This is a genomic window from Alteromonas sp. ABH4_457 (genome assembly GCF_056160625.1).
Map to the genome: position 1 here is coordinate 138402 of NZ_JBSWXN010000007.1, position 21543 is coordinate 159944.

The window sequence follows — 21543 nt, forward strand, 5'->3', positions numbered from 1 at the left end:
TACCTTTGAGCATGAAATCAGTACGTTTATTTCTTTAAGATTTTGATATTCATCAACAATATTCGTTGCGGCGGCAACTGTAATCTGAAATAAATGCCGCTTATACAGAGATGGCGTGAATTCTGCACTCGTAAATTCTGCAGATACATGTGCAGAAAGGTAGCAACTTGATTGCTGCACCTGTAGCACCAGTACAAATTAAATGTGCGTTTCCTTAAGTTTTAGGGTCCATGAGACCTGTCGCAGAAATGCGGACAGAGTGTGAAAACAGCAAGGAGGCAACATGACCCCCGGTACAATTTTACAAATTCTGGTCGTTGAAGACGATCCTGTGGTAGCAAGCCAGCTAACCTGCTTTTTGACCGGTTTGGGATGGAAAGTGGATTTTGCTGCCAGCGGAAAGCTGGCTATCCGTCTGAGCAAGGCTCAGCGATACGATGCTATTCTCCTCGATGTAGCGATGCCGGATTTAACCGGTGCGGATATACTGGCACAAATAAAACAGGCCTGCGATTCGCCGGTGTTACTGATGAACCCCGGGCAAGACCCAGCAGGTAACGCAGCCTTCGCCGCTGCAGATGACAGTGTTCCGGATCCTTCAGACTACCGTGACATTGTGAGTCGTTGTCAACGTTTTGCCACACGGGAACCGCTGGCAATCACAGCCTGACAAAACGCCCTCAAAAGAGAGTTCATGGAAACCTGTAGCTGAAAAGCCACAGGTTTTTTTATGCCTGTTTAACTGATGGATTAGTTCTTAATCTCAGTGTTGTAAGTAAGGGAAAGTGGTCAGAGCCTACATCCGGCATTCTTTCTATTTTGACCAGTTCGAAATGCTCTGTATGAAAGACATGGTCAAGGGGCCAGCGCAGTAACGGGTAATCCGCATGGAAAGTGTTGAAAAAACCACGGCCACGGCGGGGATCCAGCATGCCACTTATTTTTCTGAATTTTCGGGTCGTCGGTGACCATGCCACATCATTGAGGTCGCCGGTGACAATGGCCGGGTGCTTTAACTTTGCCATTTCTTTTCCTACCCGTGTCAGTTCCTTATCCCTGGGGCCGGCAGATTTGTTTTCTGTAGGACTTGGCGGTTTAGGGTGTACAAAATGGATTTTTACCTGAGTACCGGCCATTTCCTGCCAGATTTCCATAGACGGTACGTCATCTTCAATAATGAACCGGATTTTTTCGTTGCCGAACGGACGCCGGCTATAAAGATGCATGCCGTAAAGATTTTCCAGCGGGCAGGAGAGGCGGTAAGGATAGTCATCATGAAGGACCGACAGAGCCTGCTCCCAGTCTTTGTTGCTTTCCAGCGTCACCAGAATATCCGGTTTACGTTGCCTGGTAAGATTAATCAGTGCGTTATAGTTATCGTTAGTCATTAATACATTGCTGGTCAGAATGCTTATTGTGCGGTCGTCATCAGTTGCTGATACCTGATTCACTTCTGTGCGCCATACCGGTGTGTAAGGGATCACCCATGCCAGTTGATAAAGCAAAGCACAGACAGCACCGGCCTGCATGCACAGCGCCAGTAAGGGCTTTTCGATATACCAGTATGTCCAGACTAAGGTGAGCACAAGTAAAATAAACGCCTGTTGCAGACGGGGAAACTCCCATACGCGAATTAACCAGTGCTGGCCGGGTATGTGAGGCAGTATCGCAGCCACAATAAAGAAAAGAGTAATGATAGAGAGTACTGTTGTCATGGTTCGTCCGATGAAATTACTGTCCGGAGTCAAAATTCTTAGCTTACTTATATAAAGACTTTCTGCCCGGTTCGATCAAACGAGGTGATTTCAGCAATTGTAAATGCAAGGTAAAAAATACGGGGTTCTGAGAAAAGTTTGCATGAAGGGAAAGAGTTAAAAATTAGAGTTAACGATAAAAAGTTATATTTTTCAGTTGTTTAATTTCATGGCATGAAGTTGGCTTCAGTTATTTTGCTTGATAATTAAGGAGAGCAAAATTATGAAACGTTCAATTCTTTCACTGTTAGTAGCTGGTACATTAACTACTTCTGCTTTTGCAGGATCTATGGATACTGCGAACAAGTGGGAGGAAGGTGCCAAGGATGCCTGGATAGACGGCAAAGCCGAAGCAACATTACTGTTTAACGGTAATCTGAATTCTTTTGATATCAACACCGACGTTCAGGATGGCAAGGTTATTCTGACCGGTAAGGTAGATAACTCGGTTGATAAAAAGCTCGCGGAAGAGCTGGTAGCAAATATCGACGGCGTAACAGATGTTGATAACCAACTCACAATTGTAGAAGAGCATGACTCTGAAGCTATGGCCGGCGATGACATGGACATGGACTCTGCAACCGGCAAACTGACAGATGCTAAAATCGCGACTGTAATTAAAACCCGGTTGCTGATGGACTCTGACATTTCCGGTTTTGATATCGACGTGGATGTTGAGCAGGGCAATGTTACGCTTACCGGTACAGTAGACTCAGACGCTGAGCGTGACCTGGCCGTTGAGATTGCGAAAAACGCCACAGATGTTACAGACGTTGAAGACAACCTGAAGGTCGTTCAACAGAAAACAGCGATGAAAAGTGAATAATACTTTTTAACTGCATAATCCGGAAAGGGCTGAGTTATCTCAGCCCTTTTTTATTGCATCCCGGTTAGTGAACCTTGCTGAAAAACCTTCCTTCCCGTCTGTGAAAATATTTCCTGCCTGTAGTAAAAAAGTATCATTGTCTTTTCAGGTTTACGTAAATTGTTTGGGTGTAATCGCCCGCATCCTTTCCCTATGATTTTTCTTCTATGATAATGAATTAATACTTAAGTCTAATAAAACAGTAGGTTACGAAAACGCCGGTCATGACGTTGAAGCACGGCGGTGGCTTTTGCGGCGTTTCTGTAAGGTCTTTAAAAATATGGCGCGGAAATTGGAATATTAGAAATAGTTGTGAGAGTAAATAAGTCATTTACCGGAATTCAATTCTACGCACGCAAGGGAGCAGTATGAAATTTCTGAAGACTAAACACCGTCCGTTACCGTCAACGTCATTTGAGCGTCTCATTCACTCGCAGCCAGTTTTTAACTGGTTCGATCGCTACGACAAACGTGACCACAAAGCCGGTAAGGCAACAGCAGGTGCAGTGATGGCGGAGGCAGCGACCGCTAAGTAAGTACAGGAAAGCGATCCGGACGGCCCTTGAATTAAACAACGATGGTGAAAAACATGAATTACTTAAAAATTGCAGTAATGACAGTGTTACTTCTGACCAGTCTTGTAGCTCTGGGGTCCGGAAAGCAACTTTCAACCTGGCTGGGGGAAACGCCGGCAGAAACATCAGCTGGTGCTGATCTGGCAGAAGTTGAGGCGGTATTTAATGAGTTGGAATTTGACCCGGCGAATTCGTTTCATCAAATTCGTAAGCAAAGGATTGAGCATTATCTTGATTTGGCCCGTAACTATGATGATAGTGACTGGGACTACAGCAGGGATGAAGCTCTGCAGCGGGCTCAAAATATAATGAATCACCACGAAAGGAAGGAAAGTGGTATCTATGCCAGCTTATAGACAAGGTGCTTTCGCCTTAATTATTTGTGTATTTTTATTGGGCGGCTGTGCCGGCGCGCCCGACATGCCTGAAAATTCTGCTGTACAACCGCAGGACAACACACAACCTCAAAAAAACGAACCTGCACTGGCTGAAGAGCTTGCGAAAGGGAAAGACGTTACCGTACAAACCAGCCAGGGAGCCGTATCCGTTTCTCCGGTAGTGGTTGCAGTAGGTGATACCCCTCAGTCAGGGAATACCGGTGATGGGGTGTATTACAACGATCCCTGGGAAGGCTTCAACCGGGCCATGTTCAGCTTTAATAACGTGTCTTATCAGTATGTACTTTTACCGCTGGCAGACGGTTATCATTATGTAGTGCCAGGGGTGGTGAGAGACAAAATTGGTAATGCCTTTGATAATCTCAGAGAGCCGTTGAATCTGGTCAATAACACCTTTGCCGGCGAGTTCGGTGAGGCTGGTGCAAACTTAGGGCGCTTTCTGATCAATTCTACGGTGGGACTGCTCGGCTTATTCGACCCGGCATCCGACTGGTTCGACATCAAACCGCAAAAGCAAACCATCGCAAATACCTTACAACGCTATGATATTGGCTCCGGCCCTTATCTGGTTATTCCCATTTTAGGTCCGTCTGATTCCCGGGGCGCGTTATCTACGCTCACCGAAGGGTTTGTCCACCCGGTAAATTACATTGCCGAACCACCGGAAAGCTATCAATTGAGGATTTTTGAAGGTTTTGATGACTTCTCAAATCAGTCAGATACGTACAGGAAACTGTATGAGCAGGCTGAGGATCCTTACATCTATTTCCGTAATCAGTACATTCAGGGACAGCGACGTGACGAACTCTTCGAACTCAGTGAACGCGAACAGCAAGATAACCAGTAAGCTGGCGGCAGGGATTGTTTCAGCCCGCTGGGGTATTCTGGTTTTCTTTATTGCGGTTTTAGTGTGGCTGGGATTGTACATATCGCAATTTCGCATTGATGCATCCGCAGACACCTTACTGGTGAAAGATAACAAGCTCTACATTCAGACTCAGGTTGCTGATCAGACATTCGCCCCACAGGAATTTATTCTGCTGGCTTATGAGCCGGTTTCTCATGATCTGTTCAGCCGGCAGACATTTGATGATATTGCTGCGCTGTCGGCAGAAATCAAGAAAATCGACCGTGTTGAAGCTGTGACATCCATTATCACCGTGCCGCTTATTAATGATGCCGGTGCACTTACCGGTGATACCGATGTGGCTTCTCTGTCATGGGAAAAGCAGCAGTATTCTCCCGCGCAAATGAAATCGATGATTTCAGGCCATCCGATTTTTACTGATCTGCTGGTTAACCGTCAGGAAACCGCAACGGGCATTCAGATTGTTTTTAAAGACAATCCTGAACTGGCAGAAATAGACAAAGAAATTACCGCCATTCAGGCCAAAGTACTTGACGGTAAGAGCCTCAGTGACGCCGACAATAAGAAAATTGAAGCGTTAAAGGCGAAGGCTGATCCTATCCGTCAGCAACTGACCACACAGCGAAGAGCCGAAATCGAACAAATTGAACAAATCACGCAGTCTGTGTCTGACAGAGCCAACACCTACCTTGGCGGTGCCTATGTGGTAGGCCAGCATCTTATAGATATCATCAAGTCAGACCTGGTGAATTTTGGCACTGCAATCGCTGCGGTTATCGTGTTACTTCTGGCCTTATTGTACCGTTCATTTAAGTGGGTATTCTTTCCGTTACTTTCCTGTACAGTAAGCGTATTTCTGACCATGGGCCAGTTCGGGTTGCTGGATTTACGTACCACGGTCATTTCCGCAAATTTTGTAGCTTTGCAACTTATTCTTACCCTGGCAGTAATGATCCACGTTATTGGCAGTTACCGCGAAATAAGCCGGGATAACCCTGAGTATTCTCAACGCCAGCGCATTATCGCTACGTTGGAAGATAAACTGTCTCCCTGTTTTTACGCCACGCTGACAACCTCTGTAGGATTCGGCGCTCTCATCTTTTCAGGCTTGCAGCCGGTGGTCGCATTTGGATGGATGATGCTGGCTTCCATGTTGATCACCATGGCGGTAAGTTTGCTGCTGTTCCCGGCTTTGCTGTCATTTTTACCGGCCAGTAAAGAAACGAAAGAGTACGGTTTTATTAAAGCATTGCTGGAACGCCTGCGCGGGCTGTCGATGCGCGCACCATTGGCTGTCAGCGGGTTTGTGCTCATTGTGTTTGCTGTTATGGCTGCGGGCATCACACGGCTTAATGTTGAAAACTCCTTTATTAATTACTTTGATAAAGACACGCAAATCTACAAAGAACTGGCGTTTATCGACCGTGAATTTGGTGGTTCTACTGCCCTGGATGTCATTATTACACTGGATGAACAAAACGCGTCGAAGGAACTGGTACTGACGGCAGATTCTGTCGCACAATTGCAGCTGGCGCAGGCGGCCATTAAGGCATTTGACGCCACAGGCAGTGTGACGTCGGTAGTAAATTTTACTGAACTGGCAAAACAGTTAAATGGCGGAAAACCTCTTACTGAGTATGAGCTTACCTCTATCTACCGTTTACTGGATGAAAAGGTGGTAAATCAGCTGGTGGGGGCGTATTTTTCTGCTGAAGATAATGCCTTTCGTATCTCTACGCGTATTCAGGACACTACGGAAGGGCTGAACCGTCAACTGTTTATGACCCAACTGCAGTCTGACTTAAAAGCCACGGGGCTGGATGATTCTCAGTATGAACTGACTAACCTGTTCGTGTTGTATCAGGATATTCTCAGTCGTCTGTTTGACTCCCAAATCAAAACTCTCGGCATTGTGTATGCTGTGCTGGCGCTGGTGCTGTTTGCTATTTTCCGCTCGCTTAAGGTCACACTGATTGCGCTGCTACCGAATATTCTCACCACGCTGGGAATTTTAGGGATTATAGGCTGGTCCGGTATTTCTCTTGATATTATGACTATCACTATTGCGGCCATAGCCATGGGCATAGCTGTCGATGATACCATTCACTTTTTACACAGTTACCTGTCTGGTATGAAACAGGGAGGTGGCAGCGCAGACGCGGGGAGCCGTTCAGCGTTCGGGCATTCCGGACTGGCTATATTGTTCACCTCTACCATTATTGCAACGGGTTTCTCACTGTTCGGTTTTTCTGACTTTTTACCCAGTGTGTATTTTGGCTTGCTGACGGCACTGGCGATGCTGCTGGCACTGTTTACTGACCTGAGTTTATTGCCGGCGCTGCTAAACCGTTTTGTTGGTAAGAAAAGTAGCGGGTAATGCCCCAGCAATCAGGTATGATATATAGACGAATAAAGGCTTGCAGCGATGCAGGCCTTTTTTACTGATGGCTGAGAAAGGAGCTGAGCAATGCCTGAGGCAGATTCCGTTGCAGGGTTAGGGTGTGAAGAGGCGTGTATTCAGGTGTTTATGGCAAACCGGCCTGATTATCCTCTGACGGGGCCTCCGGGACAATTGTTGCCGGCAAATAATACCCTCATTGAGAACATAAACCGGGAATGCGGAAACGGCTGGCGTAAAGTATTTAATGTCTACGCAAAATGGGTATTTGCCTTGTCAGAGAGTGCCGGCACAACGCAAAGCATTTCGTCATGGCAGCAGTATCGTGACGAGCTGTTGCTGACAGAGCAGGGAAGTACTGCACTCTGGTTTAAAGCGCCGGAACACTTTAACCCCGCCAGATTAAATATTGTGATGGGCAAAACCTTTGCCGGGACGTTGGGACTAACAGACAGTGTGGAATGGCTGACGGCTGATTTTGCTGTGTGCTTGCAACGGTCACTGGTTGTGACGCCGTATTTTGACTACCGGCAGCTGACAAATGAAAAAATTGGTTTTCTGAATTATCTGATCAGAAGGAGGCCGGCTTTACTGAAACAGGCTATGGGGTGTCAGACATAAAAAACCAGACCCGGAGGTCTGGTTTTGATTTTCTCAGAACTGATTAGCAGTCTTTGTCTTCTGCATTCATGCCTTCTTTGGCATCTTCACAGGCGTCTTCGACTGCATTACCTGCATCGGTAACGACTTCGTCGAGTTTTTCACCTGCGTTTTCTGCTTCACCGTCGCCACAAGCGGCCAGTGAGAATGCGAAACCTGCTACTAACAGTGCTTTAAGCATTAATTTAGATAAGTTCATAGTCCTTTCTCCTTGTTCCAATGTATATTGTTAGACTCTAGGTGATTTGCCGCGTAATGCATTTGCGACCAAAGAGATCACCAGCAACGCTACAAACACGAAGAATAAAAACTGAGCAATGCCTGATGCTGCACCGGCAATGCCGCCAAAGCCAAAAACTGCTGCGATAATGGCGATAATGAAAAATGTAACTGCCCAACCTAGCATAATTATTTCCTCATATTGCTCTAGTAAATGACATATTAACTTATGCTGGTATTGTGCCATTATTTAAGGTGTTGAAAATTAAGGGTTATTTTTTTGTTTTGCTGCGTTTGGGCCTGATGGACAGAGCGGTAGTTACAACATACTTGCATTTTTTACACAGTCTCCGGAAAGCTTTCATGCAGTGCATGAGAGACGCTGGTACACTAGATTTATATTTCATCATTTATTTAATCCGGCTTACCTGTGGCCCGCCAGCCGGTGCCGGTCCCGCTTTCGATACACGGACAACTATTCATGAGTAAAAACCATTCTGCATTTATCGGTTTGATGCAAAGAGCAAGAAACGTAAAACGCTGGCCATTGATGGCGCAGTTTCAGGAAGAAATGTTATCAACGCATATTTATGAAGCGGCGGTGGTTGCTCACATGCTCGGGGCAATTGCAAAAGACGTATTTAACGAAGATGTTGAGCCTGACCGGGTAGCCTCCATGGCTATTTTCCATGAAGGCAGTGAAATTGCCGGTATGAGCGACATTCCCAGCCCGGTAAAATATCACGACCCTGAAACTACCATGGCGATTAAAAAGCTGGAGCGAAGGTTTGAAGCCATGTTACTTCAAACGTTACCTGAACCACTACGTCAGCGTTATCAGCCTCTGATTGAGCAGGATAAAGAAGATATTCATGTGGCGCTGGCGAAAGCCGCAGACGTATTGTGTGCTTATCTGAAATGTGACTATGAGTTATCAAAATCTAACTCAGAGTTTTCAAATGCTATGCACGAAATGGACATACAATTGAAAAAATACCGGGACACGTTTAAATGTGTGGATTATTTCTGTCAGGTATTTCTTGAAGATGCAAAAGGAACGCTGGATGAGCAGACCCGCGATTTAGACTGGGTAGAAAGGGCTAATACACTGAATATTAAAGAATAACAGGGAACGTTTAACGTTCTCAGTTCAGGCGCGGTCTTTCAATAACCGCGTTCTGGCTTGTTTCAGGGATAATAATTCATCATAACATTGCTGCATGCGGGTGCGGATTTTCCGCAACAACTGAGCACAAGACTGGCTCTGTTTTTCGTTTAACGCATCATCAAACTGTCTCAGAACCCGTGATTCCAGCGCTATCAGTTGCTCAACAAACACCTGCTCACTGTTTGCAGAAAGCTTACTGACTACATGGGTATAGAGTTTTCTCGCTTCGATAAGCAGAGACGTTTCAGTAAAATCACTGTGCTGACCTGCATAAGGCATGAGATCAGTACAGGCTTGTTGCTTCTCTCTTAGTATACGCGAAAACAGGGCGCGGGTACTGTCGCAGCTCACGGCTTTAATTCCGTCACTGTAAAACGTGATACCGCTTTGCAGCACATTGATGAGATATGAAATATTATCAGACGGATAATTAGCAGCAGACACAGCGGATTCCCTTTGTTGCAAAACTCTGTATGGGAATTTGCAGGGATCAGGCCATATGCTGTCTCTGCTAGTGAAAATTTATATTTATGATATGTAAGGATTTTTTTCCAGGTGCTTAAACAGGCAGCGTGTGGAAGAAACGGGTAAATACATCTTTACAATTTGCTCTGTAAAAAAGTAAAAGCCGGCATTGAGAACAATGCCGGCTTTTAAGTGCTGATAACAGTAATTAAAGGTTGTACATTTTCACATCGCCTGCATTACCGGAATAGGTAGATACAGTGAGATCCTGAGTGAAGTACACGAAATGTACCTGAGTCGGATTACCGGTGTCATCGTAAAATACTTCGCCGGCATTACCGGGAATGTATCCGCAGGCGCCACTGTAGTAGTAAGCGTTCCAGCCAGTCACCAGGGGACTGTTGTAGCTGGCCAGCGCATTCACCGGTTCCGGGCTGCTGTAAACTTTGTTCCACAGGTCCACACAGCCGGCGGTATCCGCAGTGCTACCCTGAGCCCAGCCATCGGATGTGAAATCTACAGATTGTCCGCCGATATTTATCGGCGTTGTCTGGCGAATCTGATATTTGGCCTGTAACAGCGTAATGCCTGACTTGAATGCGCCCATCTGACCCTGAGTGACGGCATTGGTGGCATCTTCAGATAAATCAATAAAACGGGGAGCAGCTGTTACTGCCAGCACGCCAAGAATGACAATGACGATGACCAGTTCGATTAATGTAAAGCCTGCAGAATATTTAATAGTTTTCATCATGGTATAAGGTTCTGATTAACGACATGATGAGAATAGAGGAAAGGAACGTTTGCGCCAATAAAGAAACGCCTGAAACGGGTATTTCAGGCGTTTATCAGGTATAGAGCAGAATCAGTAAATGGCTGCCCCGGCGATGCTTACAATTCAGATATCAGGCAGGTTTGTTTGCCAGCAGTTCACTGACGGTGAACGCTTTTTTACCCAGAGTTGCCGCATCATTGCTCATTCTAACCATGATTGAAAAATACACGTCTTCCATGGTCTGTGTTTCAACGGTCATCTCTGTGGTTTGCGCCGGGAATGGCTGGGCTACGCCGGAACAGCCTGACATTGTGCATTGTTCTTCCTGCAGTACAGGGATTTGAGCAGCACTGGTGTCTTTTACCAGGCGTTTGCCGGTAGTCATTTTGCGTTCAACATCTGTTTTCACGATAGCCAGATACTGATAGCCGGCGGCCTGAGCGATTTCAGCTGCGCGGTATAAAGTGTATTCCTGCACCAGCGCCGCATCGGTGGCTTCTGTGGCGCGGAACATCACCCTGTACTCCGCATCAGACAGTTGAACAGATGAATATCCGTACTGTTTCTCAGATTTTGCCGCCTTATATGGCGTTGGCGCTGAGTCCGGAACACTGCTGCAGGCACTGAGAATCAGCACACTTGCTGTTAAAACCGGTAAAAATACGTTGCGCGTTTTAATCATTAATCCTGATGCAAAACCTGACATAAGGTGTCCTTATCCTAAAAAATTGAAAACTGCCGTGCGGGCAAAAGCAAACAGGGCTTGCCGGCGCTTGCCGGGTGGATCATCACTGGTTGCACCTTTCCAGGCACCGGCACCGAAACAGGTAAGCAGGGTTTCGGGGCGGGCAACAAAAAGTCTTGCTGTCACTTTAGCATGGTTCACTGCAACCGCACTTTCATATTGCGATATTTCGTAGTTTTCCTGCGCCTTGTCACGGGCGCGGAGTGCCGAACTTAAAAACAGGTTCATGATTTTGTTTCCTCCTGTTTTTCCTCTTTGTTCACACCAACAGCCTGCAACAGCGTTCTGACTGCAGGCATCAGCGAAATATAGCGGTAAGCATTTCTGGCTATCGCAAATGCAGCCACCGCCAGAGCGAGATTAAGCACAAAAACAATCAGTGCTGTTACGCCGTTGTGAACGTTGAAATGATGCAATGTGATGGCAATACCGATATTGGCGATAAGCCAGCAGAAGCAGGCAAACACGAATGACGCCAGAATTGATATGCCGGTAACTACCACTGATTGCCTGGCCACATTCACTTCGGCTGCGGTAAGTTCCGTCAGTGCTATCAATTCCTGTTGCTTTTGGAACAGCACCCATTGCGCATTGGTTATCATGTCGTCGAGCGAAGGATCAGACTCATCGGAAGTCTCAGTTTCTTCGTTGCCTGCGTCTTCAGTATAAGGATCCTGACGGCCTTCCGGGAATTCTGAGCGGGAAGGAGAAAAACCCCGGTCAGTATCACTGACCGGGGGTTCGTCGGGAATGTGCCCGGTGACCATCTCTTCACCGGGACCAGTCGGCTCCCTGACGCTCATGTTACTTTTTACGTAAAAGTGAAGTAACCAGCATACCTGCAGCAAACGCGATACCTGCAGTGGCTACCGGGTTTTCAATGGCGTACTTACGTACCCCTGAGGCCTTCCACTTCGCATCCATCTGCGCCTTACGTGCTGCCATGTTGTCAGCAGAGTCAGACGCGGTGGAGCGGATATTCTGTTCGGCACGGGCCGCTGATTCAGCCAGCTTATCTACAGACGAGTGCAGAGACGCCTGAGCTTTGTCTGTAAAAGGATGAGTCGAATCAGCCACACCGTTAGATGTCTTTGTTGCTGAAGCTGGTGAAGCGGTTGATGCTGCATTAGCCATAATAATTTCTCCTTTTTGGAATGTTCATAAGGAGTATTGCAAGGCCAATACCACTACGATTGTTTGTTGCAAAGTGTTGATATTTAATAATTTTTGCTTTTTCGGGGAATTTGTAGTGTTTCCACGTACCTGAGTTTGTTACAGGTTGCCTGTAATAATTGCAGGCAACCTCTTACTAAAACAGCGTGGCAAGATCGTTCCGGTTGACAGGTTTGAGCAATGTGCCGGCGATATCGATGTCTTTTAAGTCATTTTCATCAGGCTCACGGCCACTGACAATGTATATTTTTACATCTTTGTGCTCCTGACGGATATCGCTGGCAAGACTGATCCCGTTAGCATCCGGCAGAGTTAAATCCAGCAGGGCGGCATCGAATGGCTTAATGGCAATGAGGGATTTCGCTTCACGGGCATTATGAGCAACCTCAACACTGTGGCCGAGGTGACTGAGCAATAACTTCATCAGTTCTGCAGCATCGTGGTCATCTTCAACCAGTAATACCTGTTTTCCGTCAGAATCACCGGGTTGATTGTCACTGGTATCTGAAAGCGGGGAAGAGGACTCCGTTTCAGCTGTTTTATAAGGTACAAACTCCAGCGCTTTATTGACATTGGATGCTTCATCTTCTGAAGGCTTTGCCATTCCCGGTGTGCTGATAAGATAACGATCCAGTATTTCGAACAACGCGGGCTTATCGATGGGCTTGCCCAGCACATCATCAAATCCTTCGTCCAGCAGCGACTGTCTCAGGCCTTTTCTGCTGGCGGCGGTAATTGCCACTACGGCGACATTACACTGGTGTTTACGCATGGCTTTAAGGGCATCAATGCCGTTCATAACGGGCATGTGTATATCCATCAGCACCAGATGATAAGGTTTACCCGCTTGTTCAGCCTGCAAAACAGCTTCCAGCGCTTTAACTCCATTCTCTGCATAGGACACAGTTGCATGACACTGACTGACCATATGACCGGTCAACTTTCTCAGTTCACGTAAGTCGTCGACGATAAGTACCCGGCCTGTGACATGAAGATGGTTCTTGCTGAGTTCATCCGGCGTTGGCGCTGATAACCGGAATACGTCAAAATGCTGTTCGGTGATGTCACCGGGGTCAATGGTGAAAGAGAAAGTACTACCGCGGCCAAATACTGACTCAACACTGATTTCTCCGCCCATTTTGGACACCAGTTCACGGCATATCGCCAGGCCAAGACCGGCGCCGCCATGGTTAGCCCGCATAACATCTTCAATCTGCTCAAAAGGACGGAAGATGTCATCCAGTTTGTTCGGCGGCATGCCGATACCCGAATCAGTGACCCGGAATAACAGCAATTCTTTATTATCAGATTTTCGGGGAGGCAGGGTTTCCACTGACACCCGGATGGTGCCGGTATCAGTAAACTTAACCGCATTACTGATAAGGTTGATTAATACCTGTCTGAGCCGGGTAGGATCGGCGGTGATAAAATCCGGAATATCATTTTGCGAAAATACTTCCATGGAAAGCCCTTTGTCTTTCGCTGCCAGATTCATCAGTGAATGGACGTCTGTGAGAAAGCCGTTGAGATTCACTTCTCTGAGTGAAAGCTCAAGTTTATTAGCCATAATACGTGACATATCCAGCAAATCATTCAGCAAACTGAGCAGGTGTTTGCCATTGGTGTGGATAATCGACAGTTCCTGGTTCATCGGTTCGTTGGCTTCATCGTCAAGCAACAGCTCGGTGTAGCCCAGAATGGATGTCAACGGTGTGCGTAGTTCATGGCCAAGGTGGGCCAGAAACTTATCTTTTGCTTTATTTTGTTGCTCAACTTTATGACGTTCGATGCGCTCGTTTTCTATCTCGCGACGAACCATGGCATATCGCATAGTCCGCATGAAACGGGGGGATTCAATTTCGCTTTTGTTCAGATAGTCAGCTGCACCGGCACGCATCACCATGTCATCCACCTGACTGTCTGTCTGGCCGGTCAGAATGACAACAGGAACAGTGATACCTGCAGCTTTAAAGGTGGCAAGCACATCAAGCGCGTTTTCTGCCCCTAAAATGTAGTCCAGCAAACAGATATCAAAGGTGCGCTTCTGAAAAGCATCGATGGCGGCTTTGCCGTTTGTCACCCATGTGATGTGGAATTTAGGGTCTTCACACTGGGACATATAGTCGGCGGTGAGGAAATAATCATCCTCATCGTCTTCTACCAGTAAAACCCGAATAACTTCTGCCACGCTCGTTTCCCCGTGCACTATTTATTGCTGCCCACTTTTAATCGTGGGGTAACTCTACAAACTCAATCCAGTAACGTCCTAATGCCCGCATGAGGTCAACCAGACCTTCAAAATTTACCGGCTTGGTGATATATGAAGCGCAGCCGAGATCATAGCCTTTCAGCATGTCTTCTTCCTCTTTCGATGTCGTCAGAATGACCACAGGAATGCCTCTGAGCGACGGATCAGCCTTGATTTCCTGTAAGGCTTCACGGCCGTCCTTCCTGGGCATATTTAAATCCAGAAGAATGAGACTGGGGCGGGGCGAGTCTTTCGGATCGGCATATTTTCCTTCACGGCGCAGGTATTCCAGAAGCTCTACACCGTCTTCGACGCAATACAGATTATTCAGTACACGGCTTTCTTTAAGTGCATCGAGGGTAAGCAGACGATCGTCTTCGTCGTCATCTGCCATCAGAATATTTATCGGGGTGGCATGTTTAAGAGACATGTTTTACTACTCCTTCGCTGTTTGTCGCAAACGGTTCGCCATCGACAGGCATCGTAATGACAAAGCGCGATCCTTTGCCCGGTTCACTGAATGCTTTTATAACGCCATTGTGCCGCTCAACAATCCGGCGGCAAACGGCTAGTCCAATGCCCGTTCCTTTGTAGGCACTTCTGCCATGTAAACGCTGGAACGGCGCAAATATTTTTTCAGCAAAAGACTGTTCAAAGCCAATGCCGTTATCTTCAACTGTGATGGTTACCCATTCGTATTCATCTTTCAATAAAATGGGTTCGAGTTCTTCCTCCGCGGACGGGCGGGAATTCAGGGAAATAACCGGTGGTGTGTCTTCGGATCTGAACTTAAGTGCGTTGGACATCAGATTGAGCAACAATTGTTCAATTTGCGTTTTATCGCACTGCACCACCGGAAGGGAGCCTGCATTGATGGTGGCTTTGCATTCTTCTATTGCAATTTCCAGGTCACTGGTGACATTGTCGAGGATCTCAGACAAGGCAACTTTTGAGAAGTCCTTACCTCTTGTGGTCACCCGGGAGAAGGCGAGTAAGTCACTGATTAACATCGACATGCGTTCAGCTGCATTGAGCATGCGCTGCAGAAAGTCTCTTCCCCGTTCATCCATCACGTCAGCATAGCCAGCTTCCAGACGGTTACCGAAAGCGCGAATCTTCCTTAACGGTTCCTGCAAGTCATGGGAGGCGACGAAAGCGAAATCTTCCAGTTCGCGATTGCTCCGGGATAGCTCATCTGCATACAGTTTGAGTTCCTGCGTGCGACCCTCAATTTTATCTTCCAGTTCTTCGTTGTATTCTTCCAGATCCCGCTGATGCTTAACGGTTTCCCGCAAGTTAAGGCGCAATAAGATAAGAATAGCGATAATCAGTAAACCGGTAGTAATACCGGAAATAATGAGGGTCGTTACCGAGTCTGAACGCAGGCGCATCAGGCTGTCGAGGTGCTTGACCTGTGCCTCTCTTTCCGTGGCATCCACCCTGTCATAACGTAAATCGAATTCATCGTATAAGCTCAGGCCCAAATCGGTATTCACCAGAGATAGTGCTTCGGAGTATTCACCGGCACGGGTAAGCTCTACAGTTTTGATAAGCTCGTTAATTTTCGCCTTACTCAAATCGATTAAATCTTCGATATTATCTTCCTGTTCGGGAAGATCCGATTCCACAGATGCGGCTTCAACTTCTTCAAGCAGTTCATTGAGCTTGTTCAGGGTGATGGTGTAATCGGTGAGGTAGGCTTCATCTTTGGTTAGCAGGTAACCCCGTTGCCCGGATTCAGCACGAAGTACAGCCATGTGAAGTTTATTGATAGCATTGATCACGCGGTTAGTACTGAACAGCCTGCTCTCAAGAGAGGCAAGCTCATCCAGTGTACTGACAACGTAAAATGCATTTCCGGTAATAATGACAATGACCACGGTAACCAGCGTGATCCAACTGTAAGCAGATTGAACAACTTTATTCAGCATACATTATTATTCCGCCGTGCCGCTGGCCAGTTCATCCATCATTTCTGTCAGGGCGTGGCTGCAATCTTTTGTGCTTACGATAATTTTATCCAGCGCTTCCTGCGCTTTTTCTACCGGAATATCGCCGTTCAGCGCCATCTTTACCAGTTCGGCCTGCATCGAGATGCGGTTGAGCGGTTTTCTTGCATCATGTACCCACTTTGCAATTACCGCCAGCTTTTCATCAGTCATGGATCCTTTCCTCAGGACTCGTCTTTGCTCAAATCACCGTATGCGTGCAAACGGTTATAGAGTGTTTTGGTACTGATCCCCAGCATCTCTGCTGCCAGTGTTTTATTACCGTTCACTTTCTCGAGAGTGGCATAGATTAGTTCTTTTTCCACATCCTCAATGGTCCGTCCGGCTTCCAGCGCCGTCGTCGTCGATTGTTTTTTCGCGAAAGGAGATTCAATTGTTTTCGGTAATTCTATGTTGGTTTTATCCGGGTCACTCATGATGGCAGCACGATGCACAAAGTGACGCAGTTCACGTACGTTACCCGGCCAGTCGTAAGCAGTGAGGGTATCGAGCTGGGCTTCATCCCATTCAAAACGGGTATCATTTTCTTTATTGAATTCTTCAATAAATTGCATGGCCAGAAGCGGAATATCTTCCTTGCGTTCCCGCAATGGCGGGATCGTAATGGGAAACACGGCGAGACGAAAATAGATGTCTTCCCGTAATACTTTGCTTTCAGCAATTTCTTCCATCCGGCGGTTTGTCGCTGATACGACGCGGCAGTTTACCGGAATGGTTTTGGTTCCGCCCACGCGGATGACCACTTTATTTTCCAGTACCCGTAACAGGTTAGGCTGCATATCGATAGGCATTTCAGTGATTTCATCTAAAAACAGCGTACCGCTTTCAGCCTGTTCAAATACCCCTTCCTTACGATTCACCGCGCCGGTAAAAGCACCTTTTTCGTGACCAAATAATTCACTGCCGATCAATTCTTTAGAAAACGCACCACAGTTGGTGGCGATGTACGGGCCGGTCACATCAGAGGCCTGATGAATTGAGGCGGCAACCACTTCTTTACCCACGCCGCTTTCACCCAGCAACATGACGTTTGCGCTCGTGCGGCTTACCCGTTCAATAAGTTTATACAGTTCTTTCATTGGCGCTGATTCACCAATGAGATGACCGAAATACTTCTTAATTTTATTACCACCGGAAGCCGGTTTTTCTTTTTTACCGGACAGGGCTGCTTCGATGTCTTCCCGCTGTATGGGCTTGACCAGATAATCGATATTCGGCCCGCACAGGCCCTTGATAATGCCGCGGACAGAAGGATGGCCGGTAATTAACGTCACTTTGGGACGTTTGGGCAGGGCATCGAGTTCTTCAAAAAGGTGGACGCCGCTACCGTCGGGGAGCATGAAATCCAGCAGAACATGGTCGAAGGTTTCTTTTTCCAGCCATTCCCTGGCTTCGGCAAGGTTGCCTGCGGTCAGAATGTCATGACCCAAAAATTCGATAATTGTGCAAGCTACCTCGGTAAACTCAGGGTCGTCATCCACAAGTAAAACAGTCAGCACTGTGTTAGTCCTTTAGTAAAAATTATTGTCGCAATGTACGTTTTACAGGGTGTCTGCGGATTAAGATCACGCATTATTTTATAATTATAAATTCAGTGACCGCCGGCGTGAGTACGGCTTTGCGGTGATGTCAGGGAAGTACCGTCCTGCATCACAGAAAGGATGTCTTTTGCCGGCATGGGTTTGCCGTAAAGATAACCTTGTGCGATGTGACAGTCCAGCCGGGTCAACAGGCTGGCTTGTTGCTGTGTTTCTACACCTTCGGCGATCACATCGATCCCCAGGTTACGGCATAAAGACACAATGCCTTCCACTATTTTTGCGTCACGGTTTCCTTCAGCCAGACCACGAATAAAGGACTGGTCAAGTTTGACAGTATGAATATCCAGTTCCCGCAAGTAGGCAAATGAACTCATGCCGGTACCAAAGTCGTCAATCGAGGTGGCAATGCCCATTTCTCTGAAATCTGACAATACACGGCGGCTTACCGCGATGTCCACCATCGTTGCGCTTTCAGTGAGTTCAAACTCCAGCAAGGCCGGTTTAATACCTGACTTTTCCAGCAAACTACGGACAAAGGGGATGAATGCGCTGTCCATTAAATTATAAGCAGACAGATTGACAGAAACAGGTAATTCAAACCCGTAGGATGACCAGGTTTTGATCTGAGTGACCGCCATTTCCACCGTGTAACGGGTAAAAGCATGAATAATGCCGCTTTGTTCGACCAAATCAATGAATAACGAAGGTTGCAGCAGTCCTTCTTCAGGATGCTGCCACCGTACAATGGCTTCGGCGCCTGCCAGCCTGCCACTGCCAATTTCTACTTTGGGCTGATAATGCAGTACAAATTCTTTATTGTTTAATGCAGAGCGAAGCTGACTGCGCAACGTCACTTTAATGGTGCTGTTATATGCCAGTCTTTCATTATAAATTTGCACGCCAAGACGCAGTTTTTTTGCCCTGTGCATGGCGTTTTCAGCATTTCTGATCAGCATTTCGTGGTGATGACCATGCTCAGGGAAACAGGCAACACCAATACTGCAACTGACCTCAAATGCACTGTTTCCGATAAATAACGGCTCGCGGCAATCGTACAGCAGGGTAAACGCGCGGCTGAGCACATCGTCTGCCGGCAGGTCAGGGTGCCAGATAACAAATTCATCACTACGGTAGCGATATACCTTGACGCCTTTTCCGGCAATATTTTTTAACCGCTGTGAAAAAGCAAACAACATTCTGTCACCCATCGCGTGTCCCAGCGCATCATTTATTTCTCTGAATCGGTCGAGATCAAGAAAAAACAACGCGCCATGAGTTGAGTTGAAGGTATCACCGGACAGCAGCGCATTGCGGTTGGGAAGTTTGGTCAGTGCATCTTCAAGAGCCAGTCGCTCCAGCGTGTTGTTAGCCTGCTCAAAGCGGCGGGCAATAAAGGCGGACATCAGCAGGGCAGCCCACACTGCAACCCAAAACGTAATAAAGCCGGCGACAGAAAGGGTGTTGACTATCTGTGAGGATATCTCAGTGAGATCTTTTGTGCGCCAGATAACGGTTAACGGGGCTCCATCTGCGGTTGAAGGCAGTTCACGGATATAAAGACGCAGGTTATTAAATTCTGTGACCGGCTCGCCTGAGTTTGCCGTCAGTGTGTCGGGAAGGTCAACTATGCCGGACTTTTGATACAAGATTACCGGACCCCGTTTCACCATTATTACCGCATCAGGCATCAATCTTTTGTTAATGGCCGGCTGACTGGCAAGGGTGCTGATAAAAGGCATCTGGCTGTCGAAATACTGTTTTTCAAAATCGGTTTCAAGCTCAATCAGAATGCCATGGCCGAGGTAGCACAATACGCCTATCAGCAGCATAGATAAGCCTGTGGAGCCTGCCAGCAACCGCTTGCGCAAGCTGGCTTTATTATGTTGAATTTCGACTCTATGCGGCATTGATTGTGGTATCCGCTTTGGAAGGCTGAATCTCAGGTGCAGACCCTGTGGTTCCGGAATAACAATAAATGATGGTATGTGGCACGGGTCCCTCCTTTGTTATTATTTTATACGGGACCTGTTTGTTATACCTGCTTACGCTTTTTGGGGCAACTTTTGCGCCCGATTTGCGTGCTGTTTAACGAATTAAAAAGCCTTCCGCTTCTGCTGTGGGAAGATTCATTGACTGATAGCGCAGTTCGCCAATAAAAGCACGGGCAGCGGGTCCGAGACGGTCTCCGTCTTCAAAACAAAGATACAACAGGCCTTTACGTATACCGCTGGTCTCCATCGGAAGTGGTTTCAACAGTCCCTGATTGAGCTGTGGCTTGATAATAGCCAGTGGCAGCCATGCGAAACCCAGACCTTTGCATATAATGTCGATTGATGTACGTACGTGGCTTACTGTCCAGCGTTGGTCGGCACCCAGCCAGCCGGATTCGGCTTTGCGTTCTGCAGACGAATCACGCACCACTATCTGACGGTGAGATTTTAAATCTTCTACGGTTAAAGCACGTTCAAGCTGATGCAGCGGATGGTCCGGGTGGGCAACGGCAACAAATTCGATTTCGCATAAATCTTCGCTGAAACCGTTTTTAACTGCAAAAGGTGAGATAGCAATATCTACTTCAGCAGCTTTTAAAAGTGAATTTGCACCATTAAGTACGGTTTCCATCAGTTCTATCCGTAAAAGGGGATATTCCTGAGAGACTTTATTTAAAACATTATATAAAAGCGTAGGCGGGAAAATAATATCAACAGCAATGCGTAATTGCGTCTCGGTACCACTTTGCAGGTTCGTTGCAACGGCTTCCAGTTTGTGCGCTTCATCAAGGAGAAAATTAGCACGGCGCAGCATCAAATCACCGGCCTCTGTTAATTTAACTTTTCGCCCGTCATTTTCAAATAAAGTAATGCCAAGGGCTGTTTCCAGTTTTTGAACGGCGTGATGCACACTCGACTGACTTTTATGTACCAGCTGTGCTGCCTGATTAAAGCCACCTGCATCCACGACGGCTTTAAACATCCGCCACTGCTCTAACGTTGCTTTCAACATAATTTTCCGTGTCTGTCTTTAATCAACCACTAAGGTAACTTTGCTTCTGTTTCTGATAATCAGTTTACCTCAGAGCGCACGCTGGTAAAACACGAAAGCATAAAACCTTATCAGCCGGTTGCGCCGGTCTGTCATTCAGGGAAGTGTTTACAAATATCTATAACAGGACAGGTGATCACAGAGACATTTTCGTATCCCATCAATGCAAGTTGTTCTGCAGCCAGTTTGGCACGGACCCCTGATGCGCAATGTAAATAAACCGGTTTGGCGGCGTCAGGGAACTTTTCGGCCATCTTCATCTCTAATACCCCCCTGGGGAAATTGATAGCGCTTTCAGACGGCTGGTTCTGACATTCACCCGGCTCACGAACGTCAATCAATACGCCGTCGTTTCCGGCGCATTCCGACGCTGCCTCTTGAGCGGTGATAATTCGTAAGGGCAGGGTGATAGAAGCAATGCGTTCCTGAATCGTCTTCAGCATGGTTATTCTCCGGAAATGGTCGGGTCATGACAGTCATGTCCCCCGAGAGTGATAAAATTTTACAATATAAGCTAAATTTAATATAGCTTGCGGTAAATAAACAGTGGTAATACCTTGGAACGCATGTTATTTACGATGAACATTGTTGATAAGTGAGAATCATTTACGCTTTAATACCCACAAATAAATAATAAAGA

General features: G+C 46.9%; 25 protein-coding genes. 8 read left to right on the forward strand and 17 right to left on the reverse strand.

All coding sequences use genetic code 11. The annotated features are described in order from the left end of the window. Positions 1 to 283: 283 nt before the first annotated feature. Entirely contained in the window at positions 284 to 670 is a 387-nt protein-coding gene (locus tag ACXAGR_RS18380) for a response regulator transcription factor (RefSeq protein ID WP_474851820.1), read from the forward strand. Positions 671 to 728: 58 nt separating this feature from the next. Here the strand turns inward: ACXAGR_RS18380 and ACXAGR_RS18385 are convergent, their stop codons facing one another. Further along, entirely contained in the window at positions 729 to 1715 is a 987-nt protein-coding gene (locus tag ACXAGR_RS18385; protein ID WP_474851822.1) for an endonuclease/exonuclease/phosphatase family protein, read from the reverse strand. Positions 1716 to 1977: 262 nt separating this feature from the next. On the opposite strand from ACXAGR_RS18385, the gene ACXAGR_RS18390 reads away from it, so the two are divergent. The 6 genes from ACXAGR_RS18390 (at position 1978) to ACXAGR_RS18415 (ending at position 7479) form a co-directional block, all read left to right on the forward strand. Continuing rightward, positions 1978 to 2580, forward strand: coding sequence for a BON domain-containing protein (locus ACXAGR_RS18390; protein WP_474851824.1), 603 nt, complete (start codon positions 1978 to 1980; stop codon positions 2578 to 2580). Positions 2581 to 2987: 407 nt separating this feature from the next. Continuing rightward, positions 2988 to 3155 carry a hypothetical protein gene (locus ACXAGR_RS18395; RefSeq protein WP_161599134.1) on the forward strand — a complete coding sequence of 56 codons (168 nt, stop codon included), beginning with the start codon at positions 2988 to 2990 and terminating at the stop codon, positions 3153 to 3155. 53 nt (positions 3156 to 3208) lie between these two features. Beyond that, positions 3209 to 3550 carry a hypothetical protein gene (locus ACXAGR_RS18400; RefSeq protein WP_474851826.1) on the forward strand — a complete coding sequence of 114 codons (342 nt, stop codon included), beginning with the start codon at positions 3209 to 3211 and terminating at the stop codon, positions 3548 to 3550. Then, positions 3537 to 4439, forward strand: a complete 903-nt coding sequence (locus ACXAGR_RS18405) for an MlaA family lipoprotein (protein WP_474851828.1) — start codon at positions 3537 to 3539, stop codon at positions 4437 to 4439. Before ACXAGR_RS18400 ends, ACXAGR_RS18405 begins: the two co-directional genes overlap by 14 nt. After that, a complete protein-coding gene (locus ACXAGR_RS18410; RefSeq protein ID WP_474851830.1) occupies positions 4390 to 6837 on the forward strand; it encodes an efflux RND transporter permease subunit in 2448 nt (815 codons plus the stop codon). The genes ACXAGR_RS18405 and ACXAGR_RS18410 overlap by 50 nt, the downstream gene beginning before the upstream one ends. Positions 6838 to 6927: 90 nt before the next feature. Further along, positions 6928 to 7479 carry a DUF6942 family protein gene (locus ACXAGR_RS18415; RefSeq protein WP_474851831.1) on the forward strand — a complete coding sequence of 184 codons (552 nt, stop codon included), beginning with the start codon at positions 6928 to 6930 and terminating at the stop codon, positions 7477 to 7479. 43 nt (positions 7480 to 7522) lie between these two features. On the opposite strand, the gene ACXAGR_RS18420 is transcribed toward ACXAGR_RS18415, so the two are convergent. Both ACXAGR_RS18420 and ACXAGR_RS18425 read right to left on the reverse strand, forming a co-directional pair. Beyond that, complete coding sequence (locus ACXAGR_RS18420; RefSeq protein WP_119500971.1) at positions 7523 to 7717, reverse strand: hypothetical protein; 195 nt, start codon at positions 7715 to 7717, stop codon at positions 7523 to 7525. Positions 7718 to 7747: 30 nt separating this feature from the next. Beyond that, entirely contained in the window at positions 7748 to 7924 is a 177-nt protein-coding gene (locus tag ACXAGR_RS18425; protein ID WP_474851833.1) for a DUF1328 domain-containing protein, read from the reverse strand. Positions 7925 to 8218: 294 nt separating this feature from the next. Here ACXAGR_RS18425 and yfbR point away from each other — a divergent pair, with 294 nt between their 5' ends. Next, positions 8219 to 8863: a 5'-deoxynucleotidase gene (yfbR, locus tag ACXAGR_RS18430; RefSeq protein WP_119500972.1), complete on the forward strand. Its 645-nt coding sequence runs from the start codon at positions 8219 to 8221 to the stop codon at positions 8861 to 8863. 24 nt (positions 8864 to 8887) lie between these two features. On the opposite strand, the gene ACXAGR_RS18435 is transcribed toward yfbR, so the two are convergent. The 14 genes from ACXAGR_RS18435 to ACXAGR_RS18500 form a co-directional block, all read right to left on the reverse strand. Further along, positions 8888 to 9349, reverse strand: a complete 462-nt coding sequence (locus ACXAGR_RS18435) for a ferritin family protein (protein WP_474845572.1) — start codon at positions 9347 to 9349, stop codon at positions 8888 to 8890. A gap of 229 nt (positions 9350 to 9578) precedes the next feature. Then, positions 9579 to 10124, reverse strand: coding sequence for a type II secretion system protein (locus tag ACXAGR_RS18440; protein ID WP_474845574.1), 546 nt, complete (start codon positions 10122 to 10124; stop codon positions 9579 to 9581). 151 nt (positions 10125 to 10275) lie between these two features. Next, entirely contained in the window at positions 10276 to 10851 is a 576-nt protein-coding gene (locus ACXAGR_RS18445; RefSeq protein ID WP_474845576.1) for a CC0125/CC1285 family lipoprotein, read from the reverse strand. A gap of 9 nt (positions 10852 to 10860) precedes the next feature. Further along, entirely contained in the window at positions 10861 to 11118 is a 258-nt protein-coding gene (locus ACXAGR_RS18450) for a hypothetical protein (protein ID WP_303574544.1), read from the reverse strand. Then, positions 11115 to 11693: a hypothetical protein gene (locus ACXAGR_RS18455; RefSeq protein WP_474851835.1), complete on the reverse strand. Its 579-nt coding sequence runs from the start codon at positions 11691 to 11693 to the stop codon at positions 11115 to 11117. The genes ACXAGR_RS18450 and ACXAGR_RS18455 overlap by 4 nt, the downstream gene beginning before the upstream one ends. A 1-nt stretch (position 11694) precedes the next feature. After that, on the reverse strand, positions 11695 to 12024 hold the full coding sequence (locus ACXAGR_RS18460) for a DUF883 domain-containing protein (protein ID WP_474845580.1): 330 nt from the start codon (positions 12022 to 12024) through the stop codon (positions 11695 to 11697). A 175-nt stretch (positions 12025 to 12199) separates the two neighbouring features. Next, the gene (locus ACXAGR_RS18465; protein WP_474851837.1) at positions 12200 to 14251 is read right to left on the reverse strand and encodes a response regulator; all 2052 of its coding nucleotides are present in this window, start codon (positions 14249 to 14251) and stop codon (positions 12200 to 12202) included. Between the two features lie 37 nt (positions 14252 to 14288). After that, positions 14289 to 14741 carry a response regulator gene (locus ACXAGR_RS18470; protein WP_474845584.1) on the reverse strand — a complete coding sequence of 151 codons (453 nt, stop codon included), beginning with the start codon at positions 14739 to 14741 and terminating at the stop codon, positions 14289 to 14291. After that, positions 14731 to 16242 (reverse strand): sensor histidine kinase, encoded by a 1512-nt coding sequence (locus ACXAGR_RS18475; protein WP_474845586.1) that lies wholly within the window; start codon positions 16240 to 16242, stop codon positions 14731 to 14733. The genes ACXAGR_RS18470 and ACXAGR_RS18475 overlap by 11 nt, the downstream gene beginning before the upstream one ends. A gap of 6 nt (positions 16243 to 16248) precedes the next feature. Continuing rightward, entirely contained in the window at positions 16249 to 16473 is a 225-nt protein-coding gene (locus ACXAGR_RS18480; protein ID WP_119500980.1) for a histidine kinase dimerization/phospho-acceptor domain-containing protein, read from the reverse strand. An 11-nt stretch (positions 16474 to 16484) separates the two neighbouring features. After that, positions 16485 to 17819, reverse strand: coding sequence for a sigma-54-dependent transcriptional regulator (locus ACXAGR_RS18485; protein ID WP_303574538.1), 1335 nt, complete (start codon positions 17817 to 17819; stop codon positions 16485 to 16487). 92 nt (positions 17820 to 17911) lie between these two features. After that, positions 17912 to 19768 (reverse strand): putative bifunctional diguanylate cyclase/phosphodiesterase, encoded by a 1857-nt coding sequence (locus ACXAGR_RS18490; RefSeq protein ID WP_474851839.1) that lies wholly within the window; start codon positions 19766 to 19768, stop codon positions 17912 to 17914. A gap of 178 nt (positions 19769 to 19946) precedes the next feature. Next, entirely contained in the window at positions 19947 to 20864 is a 918-nt protein-coding gene (locus ACXAGR_RS18495) for a LysR family transcriptional regulator (protein ID WP_119500983.1), read from the reverse strand. A 131-nt stretch (positions 20865 to 20995) separates the two neighbouring features. Next, on the reverse strand, positions 20996 to 21346 hold the full coding sequence (locus tag ACXAGR_RS18500; RefSeq protein ID WP_349585776.1) for a rhodanese-like domain-containing protein: 351 nt from the start codon (positions 21344 to 21346) through the stop codon (positions 20996 to 20998). Positions 21347 to 21543 lie beyond the last annotated feature (197 nt).

Bases quoted from the DNA above. Each gene is read 5' to 3' on its own strand.
- ACXAGR_RS18380 (WP_474851820.1), top strand. From the start codon at position 284: ATGACCCCCGGTACAATTTTACAAATTCTGGTCGTTGAAGACGATCCT.
- ACXAGR_RS18385 (WP_474851822.1), bottom strand. From the start codon at position 1,715: ATGACAACAGTACTCTCTATCATTACTCTTTTCTTTATTGTGGCTGCG.
- ACXAGR_RS18390 (WP_474851824.1), top strand. From the start codon at position 1,978: ATGAAACGTTCAATTCTTTCACTGTTAGTAGCTGGTACATTAACTACT.
- ACXAGR_RS18395 (WP_161599134.1), top strand. From the start codon at position 2,988: ATGAAATTTCTGAAGACTAAACACCGTCCGTTACCGTCAACGTCATTT.
- ACXAGR_RS18400 (WP_474851826.1), top strand. From the start codon at position 3,209: ATGAATTACTTAAAAATTGCAGTAATGACAGTGTTACTTCTGACCAGT.
- ACXAGR_RS18405 (WP_474851828.1), top strand. From the start codon at position 3,537: ATGCCAGCTTATAGACAAGGTGCTTTCGCCTTAATTATTTGTGTATTT.
- ACXAGR_RS18415 (WP_474851831.1), top strand. From the start codon at position 6,928: ATGCCTGAGGCAGATTCCGTTGCAGGGTTAGGGTGTGAAGAGGCGTGT.
- ACXAGR_RS18420 (WP_119500971.1), bottom strand. From the start codon at position 7,717: ATGAACTTATCTAAATTAATGCTTAAAGCACTGTTAGTAGCAGGTTTC.
- ACXAGR_RS18425 (WP_474851833.1), bottom strand. From the start codon at position 7,924: ATGCTAGGTTGGGCAGTTACATTTTTCATTATCGCCATTATCGCAGCA.
- yfbR (WP_119500972.1), top strand. From the start codon at position 8,219: ATGAGTAAAAACCATTCTGCATTTATCGGTTTGATGCAAAGAGCAAGA.
- ACXAGR_RS18440 (WP_474845574.1), bottom strand. From the start codon at position 10,124: ATGATGAAAACTATTAAATATTCTGCAGGCTTTACATTAATCGAACTG.
- ACXAGR_RS18445 (WP_474845576.1), bottom strand. From the start codon at position 10,851: ATGTCAGGTTTTGCATCAGGATTAATGATTAAAACGCGCAACGTATTT.
- ACXAGR_RS18450 (WP_303574544.1), bottom strand. From the start codon at position 11,118: ATGAACCTGTTTTTAAGTTCGGCACTCCGCGCCCGTGACAAGGCGCAG.
- ACXAGR_RS18455 (WP_474851835.1), bottom strand. From the start codon at position 11,693: ATGAGCGTCAGGGAGCCGACTGGTCCCGGTGAAGAGATGGTCACCGGG.
- ACXAGR_RS18460 (WP_474845580.1), bottom strand. From the start codon at position 12,024: ATGGCTAATGCAGCATCAACCGCTTCACCAGCTTCAGCAACAAAGACA.
- ACXAGR_RS18470 (WP_474845584.1), bottom strand. From the start codon at position 14,741: ATGTCTCTTAAACATGCCACCCCGATAAATATTCTGATGGCAGATGAC.
- ACXAGR_RS18475 (WP_474845586.1), bottom strand. From the start codon at position 16,242: ATGCTGAATAAAGTTGTTCAATCTGCTTACAGTTGGATCACGCTGGTT.
- ACXAGR_RS18480 (WP_119500980.1), bottom strand. From the start codon at position 16,473: ATGACTGATGAAAAGCTGGCGGTAATTGCAAAGTGGGTACATGATGCA.
- ACXAGR_RS18490 (WP_474851839.1), bottom strand. From the start codon at position 19,768: ATGCCGCATAGAGTCGAAATTCAACATAATAAAGCCAGCTTGCGCAAG.
- ACXAGR_RS18495 (WP_119500983.1), bottom strand. From the start codon at position 20,864: ATGTTGAAAGCAACGTTAGAGCAGTGGCGGATGTTTAAAGCCGTCGTG.
- ACXAGR_RS18500 (WP_349585776.1), bottom strand. From the start codon at position 21,346: ATGCTGAAGACGATTCAGGAACGCATTGCTTCTATCACCCTGCCCTTA.